Below are 5,889 nucleotides of genomic sequence, written 5' to 3'. Positions count from 1 at the left end.
GTGCGCAAGAGCGGTCCCTTTCGTTGGTTCTTTCCGGTGGTTGCGCTCTTCTGTTCGGCCCGTCGCCGGCGGGTTGGATTAGCGACCCGGTGCGCCATCGTCGCGGAATGGTTGCCGCCCGGACCGCCGCCTTCTCTGCCCGGACTACGGGCTCGCGCCGCTGGGCCGCTGGGCCGCTGGGCCGCTGGGCCGCTGGGCCGCCGGGCCGCTGCGCGGCTGCGCGGCTGGGCCGCTGGGCCGCTGGGCCGCTGGGCCGCTGGGCCGCTGGGCCGCTGCGCGGCTGGGCCGCTGCGCGGCTGGGCCGCTGGGCCGCCGGGCCGCTGGGCCGCCGGGCGGCGCTCGCGGCGCTCGGCGGGCGGATTCGCGGGCGGGGTGGCGGCTGAGGATAGGTGGGGGCACACGCAACGCCATCGTGAGGGCTTACCCCTGCCAGGGCATGGGTGAGAGCGCACACACGGCTTGGGTGTGCCGCCGTCCCCGCTGATGCGGGCTTCGGTGTGCCGCTATCCCGGTGCCCGCGCCACATCGCGAGCCCCTGCTGCCGGACGCGCGTCGCGCCGGACGGTGACGCGGGTCAGGGGGTCCAGGGGAGGGACTGCCAGAGCTCCGGGCGCCTGGTCAGCTGGATCAGGCGTTTCTCCAGCTCGCGGTGATCGGCGGTGGCGACCGTGCCGCCCCACATCGGCGCGATGCTCACCCCGTCCGCCGCCGCGGTGACCAGCGTCAGCACGTCCGGCGGGAGCCCGTCGGCGGCGAACTCGTCGTTGAGCTCCGTAGTGTCCGCCGCCACCAGCGCCGCCACGGCCGGGACCGTGGAGAGCTGGCTGATCAGGGCCATCTCCCGGCGCGCCGCCACCTCGTCCTCGACCGGGGCGAGCAGCGCGCGGATGTAGGCCCGGGTGAACCGGCCGGGCGCGTCGTCGGCCGGGTCGAGCCGGGCCGCGACGTCGTCGCGGAAGCGGGCCAGCACGCTGCGGGCGAGTTCGAGCAGCAACTCGTCCTTGCTGGCGAAGTGATAGATCAGGCCGCCTTTGGAGACACCGGCGTGGCGGGCGATGTCATCGAGCGAGGCGTTCAGGCCCCGGGTACGGATGACCTCGCCCGCCGACTCGAGGAGCGCACGCCGGGTGTCCTCGGGTGACCGCCCCGCTGTTCGACCCATGAGCCCAGAGCCTAGCGGGACGGGATCAGACGCCACGCCACCACGGCCGCGACCGCCGTGAACCCGGCCGCGACCAGCGATGTCGTCTGCATCGCTGTCACGAACGCGTCCTTGGCGACCTGGGCGAGCGACGGGTCCAGCACCCGCAGGGCCGAGCCGAGCGAGTCGGAGGCCTCCGGCGGCGCCGACGCGGGCAGCGACAGCGTGGACCGGTAGACCGAGGTGAGCAGCGAGCCCAGCACCGCGATGCCGAGCACCACGCCGAGCTCGTTCGCCGTCTCGGTCACGGCGGAGACGGAACCCGCTTTCCGGGGCGGCGCCGCCGAGATGATCGCGTCGCCGGCGAGGGTCATCGACAGGCCCACCCCGAGTCCGACCGGCACGAGGCAGAGCGCGAGCCACCCGTACCAGGGAGAGCTCGCCGCAGGCGCGACGAGAGCGAGACCCGCGGCAGCGACAGCGAGCGAGACGGCGATCGCGCGGCCCCGGCCGAGCCGGGTGATCGCGACGCCGACCAGCGCGACCACCACGATCGAGGCGATCGTCGCGGGCAGCTCGGCGAGGCCGGCCTGCAGCGGCGTGAAGCCACGGGCGAACTGGAGGTACTGGGAGAAGAAGAAGAGGAGGCCGACCAGCGCGAAGATGGAGATGACGTTGGCCGCGACCGCGCCGGAGAACGCGGGGTTGCGGAACAGGTCAACGTCGATCATCGGGTGGGAGAGGGTGCGCTGGCGGCGCACGAAGAGCCAGCCGGCGAGCACGCCGACGGCCAGGACCGGCAGCGACGAGACGGACCTGTGGGTGATCGCGTAGATGATCGGCGCCATCGTCAGCATCGACAGGAGCGCGGACGGCCAGTCGAACCGGCCGGGGCTGGGGTCCTTGGACTCGGGGAGCAGCCAGAGACCGGAAACGACCACGATCACCATGACCGGCACGTTGATCAGGAAGACCGAGCCCCACCAGAAGTGCTCCAGCAGGAAACCGCCGATCATCGGGCCGGCCGCGGAGCCGGCGCCGAACGCGGCCGACCAGACGGCGATCGCCCGGGTGCGCTCGGCGGCGTCCGGGAACAGGTTACGGATCAGCGAGAGCGTGGACGGCATCAGCGTGGCGCCGGCGACGCCGAGCAGCAGGCGGGCGGCGATCAGCTGTTCCGCGCTGGTGGCGAACGCGGCCAGCAGCGAGACCAGGCCGAACAGCACGGATCCGGCGAGCAGGACGCGCTTGCGCCCGAGCCGGTCGGCGAGGTTGCCCATCAGCGCGAGCAGGCCGGCCAGGGCGAGTGAGTAGATGTCACCGATCCAGATGATCTGCTCGGCGGTGGGGGAGAGGCTCTCGGTCAGGGAGGGCACCGCGAGCGCGAGCACCGTCCCGTCGATCGAGAGCAGCAGGACCGCCGCGGAGAGGACGCCCAGGGCGGACCAGCGGCGAGCCGTCGAGTAGGTAGGCGCGGCGGTCAGTGTCATACCAAAACTGTACCGACTGGTCGGTGAAGTACCACGGGTGTAGGGCGGTGATCACAACCAGCCGCGCTGGGCGGCCTTCAGTCCCGCCTCGAAGCGGCTGCGTGCGTCGAGGCGTTCCATCAGGTCGGCCATCATCCGGCGGGCCGTCCGGTGCGACACGCCCAGCCGGGTCGCCGCCGCCTCGTCGGTGAGCCCCTGCGCGAGCAGTTTCAGCAGCGCCCGTTCCTGCGCGCTCAACCCCTCCCGATCCGGGTCCCGCGCGGCGCCCAGCGGTCTGGCGATCTCCCAGACCTGCTCGAACAACGCCAGCATGGTGGCGATCAGCCCGGAGCCGCTGACGAACAGCGCGCCCTTGCGGCTGTCGGCCGCATCGATCGGCACCAGCGCGGCGCGGCGATCGACCAGGATCATCCTCGGCGGCAGGACCGCCGAGGTACGGAACTCGGCGCCGCTCTCGGTGAGGAAGCGGGCGTGCGCCATCGTGCCCGGGTCGTTGCGGATGCTGTCCAGCCCGATGGTCCGGATCCGCACCTGCCGCTCCAGCAGGCGGTCGTCGTTGCGCCGGGCCCGTTCCAGCGCGGCCGGTGACTGCGCGCCACCGGGCATCAGCGTCAGAACCTCGAAGGCCGTCTCCCGGGACAGCCGTTCCAGGCGGTCCTGCACGGCCTCGATGCCGAGCAACTCGGTCGCTGTCGCGGAGCTCTGCCGGCGGCTCTGGCTGAAGTCGTCGATCAACCGGGCGAGGGCCGCCTGGTTCTCGGCCACCTCCTGCTGGCGGCGGGCCACCTCGGCCTGCTGTCGCGCGAGGGCCTGCCCCAGCGCGACGTCCGGGTCCACCACGTGGATCCCGCCCGGATCGTCCATCGACTCGCGGAGCAGGGCGAGGTCGAACAGGCAGTCCAGGGCCCCGCGCACCTCCGCCTCGGTGATGCCGAGGTGGCCGGCCAGATCGGCGACTCCCCAGCCTGTCTCGTGAAGGAGACACCGGTAAACGGACTCCGATGTCGCTGTCAAGCCCAATGTGGCCAGCATCAGATCGAGCCCCCGCAGCGACCTAGATGACGTAGTTCGAGGATGCTCCCACAGCCGAATCCGATCCCGCAATGACCTTGGTGGATCGGCGGGCGGGTGGCCGGCAGGGCCGCTGGTGGCCGCATCGGTCCATGGACGGTTCCGGCCAGGCACTAGCCCTTCCGCCCGCTCCCGGCGGCTCGCAGAATGATTCCAGAACGCCACACCGGACGACACAACGGTACGGCATTCGAAATCTCACCAGTCATTGTAAACGGGGGTCCACCATGTCTGCTCGTGTTCTGATTTCTGCTCTCGCAGCGATTCTATTCTCCGTCGGAATTGCTTCGCAGGACGACGCCGGAGCGTCGCCTGTCGCCGAGAAATCCCCGATCAGCGTGGACTCCAAGGGGAGCCTCATCTGGGACTGAATCGATGCGGCTGACGCTGGCGACAATCGACGCCGCAGGCGAGGCCATCACCGGAAACGATGCGGAAGAACTGATCTTTTCGATTCGGGCGGCATTCGCCGGAGAGCCGGAAATCGAACACGTCTCGGTGCGTATACGAACGGGCGTCATCGCCGTCGGGATATTCACCGTGGCTGCGGAAACCGCGCGAACCAACACCTGCATCCGGGGCGTCCTGGGGCGCCTGGGATTCGCACACTTCTCCATTCGCAATGTCCCCCTGCCCGAAGTGGTCCTCTAGGAGAACTCTCGGTGAAGAACCTGCGCGCCACTGTGGCGACCATCATTCTCACGGCCGGTGTGCTGGCCGGATGCGGAACGCCGGACGATCTCGGCGAGGCGGCCCTGCCGGTCGCCGCGCCGGCCGGCCAGGCGGGCGCCCCGGCCGGCGGGATCGCGCCGGTCCCGGACGCGGCCGGCATCAATCCGGCTGCCACCAACCAGGCCGGCATCGATCCGGCCGGCGCCAACCAGGCCGGCGTCAACCCGGCCGGCACGGCCGCGGCCGTGCCGCCCGGAACTGCCGCCGCAGTTCCACCCGGAACGGCCGGTGGGGCCGGCGGCTCAGCACCTGACAAATCCGATAAGACCCGCAATGCCACGCCGGCCGCGACGGAGAAGCCCAAGCCCGCCACCGAGGGGGCCGACCCGGCCACCGCGCCGTGCTCCGGCATCTCCCTCACCGCGCAGCTGCGCACCACGGCGCCGGCCAAGGGCAAGCGCACCGCGTATCTGAGCGTCGTGAACAAGTCCACCCAGCCGTGCGCCCTCAACGGCCACCCCGACCTGCAACTGCTCGACGGCCACGAGGAGCCGGTCTCCACCGGGACCGAGCGCATCGGCACGAAGAAGCCGGTGACCCTCGCGCCCGGCGCAGCGGCCTGGTCGACCCTTGTCTGGAGCACCGTGGCCGGACCTGACGAGCCCGCCACCGGTGACTGCCAGCGCGCGGCCACCATCCTCACCGTCTACGCGCCGCCGGACAACGTCGGCATCGAGATCCCGTACTCGGCCGGACCGGTCTGTCAGTTCGGCCAGATCAACGCAACCCCGTTCAGCGCCAAGGCCCCGAGCGCCTGACGCGCGATCACACCCCTTTTATGACAAGGAGTTCCATGCGCACCAAACTCGGACTCGTCGCATCGATGGCCCTCGCCATGACTGCTGGCACGGTCGTCGCCGGCGCCCAGCCCGCGGCCGCGGCCAGCGAGCTCGGCGGCCAGATCACCCGCGCCGAGGTGCTGACCCGGGCCAAGTACTGGTACGACCGCGGCGACACCTGGTACAGCCAGAACCAGTCGGACGCGATCTCCGACGGCGACGGCCACTCGTACCGTCCCGACTGCTCCGGCTTCGTCTCGATGGCGTGGCACCTGAAGAAGAAGTCGGACGGCTGGGACTTCAACACCGACGACTTCGCGGCCACCAGTCTGAAGACGAACATCGCGCTGAAGTCGCTGAAGCCGGGCGACGCGCTCCTCAAGTCCGGTCACATCGAGCTGTTCGCGAAGTGGGACACCCCGGGCGACCCGACCGCCGGCGTCTGGAACTACGCCGAGCGAAACTACAATCGCAAGACCGAGTACAGCCGGCTGGCCTGGTCGTACGTGAGCGAGAACTTCAGCGGCATCCGGTACAAGAACATCGTCGACGACGTGGCGAAGCCGGACCCGACTAAGGGTGACTTCAACGGCGACGGCAAGGCGGACCTCGCGCTCTACCGGACGGCGAACGGCTGGTGGAACGTGAAGAGCCTGGCGAACGGTCAGCAGATTCT

At 70.7% G+C, this 5,889-nt stretch carries 5 protein-coding genes and 1 pseudogene; 3 read left to right on the top strand and 3 right to left on the bottom strand.

Translation table 11 applies throughout. The annotated features are described in order from the left end of the window. Nucleotides 1-574 precede the first annotated feature (574 nt). From AB0F72_RS42030 to AB0F72_RS42020, 3 genes are read right to left on the bottom strand one after another with little or no spacing between them, the layout of a single operon-like run. Complete coding sequence (locus tag AB0F72_RS42030) at nt 575-1,162, bottom strand: TetR/AcrR family transcriptional regulator (RefSeq protein WP_360444898.1); 588 nt, start codon at nt 1,160-1,162, stop codon at nt 575-577. Nucleotides 1,163-1,173: 11 nt separating this feature from the next. Next, on the bottom strand, nt 1,174-2,631 hold the full coding sequence (locus AB0F72_RS42025; RefSeq protein ID WP_360444895.1) for an MFS transporter: 1,458 nt from the start codon (nt 2,629-2,631) through the stop codon (nt 1,174-1,176). A gap of 51 nt (nt 2,632-2,682) precedes the next feature. Next, nucleotides 2,683-3,645 (bottom strand): helix-turn-helix transcriptional regulator, encoded by a 963-nt coding sequence (locus tag AB0F72_RS42020; RefSeq protein WP_360444892.1) that lies wholly within the window; start codon nt 3,643-3,645, stop codon nt 2,683-2,685. A gap of 432 nt (nt 3,646-4,077) precedes the next feature. Here AB0F72_RS42020 and AB0F72_RS42015 point away from each other — a divergent pair, with 432 nt between their 5' ends. The 3 genes and pseudogenes from AB0F72_RS42015 to AB0F72_RS42005 form a co-directional block, all read left to right on the top strand. Further along, complete coding sequence (locus AB0F72_RS42015) at nt 4,078-4,353, top strand: hypothetical protein (RefSeq protein ID WP_360444889.1); 276 nt, start codon at nt 4,078-4,080, stop codon at nt 4,351-4,353. 11 nt (nt 4,354-4,364) lie between these two features. After that, the gene (locus tag AB0F72_RS42010; RefSeq protein ID WP_360444886.1) at nt 4,365-5,192 is read left to right on the top strand and encodes a DUF4232 domain-containing protein; all 828 of its coding nucleotides are present in this window, start codon (nt 4,365-4,367) and stop codon (nt 5,190-5,192) included. A 35-nt stretch (nt 5,193-5,227) separates the two neighbouring features. Beyond that, a pseudogene (locus tag AB0F72_RS42005) lies at nt 5,228-5,889 on the top strand (hypothetical protein); the annotation flags it as partial.

The sequence above is a fragment of the Actinoplanes sp. NPDC023936 genome (assembly GCF_040639325.1).
In the GTDB taxonomy this organism is placed as follows: domain Bacteria; phylum Actinomycetota; class Actinomycetes; order Mycobacteriales; family Micromonosporaceae; genus Actinoplanes.
The sequence above is the reverse complement of the archived record's forward strand: the minus strand, read 5'-3'. Positions and strand labels throughout refer to the sequence as shown.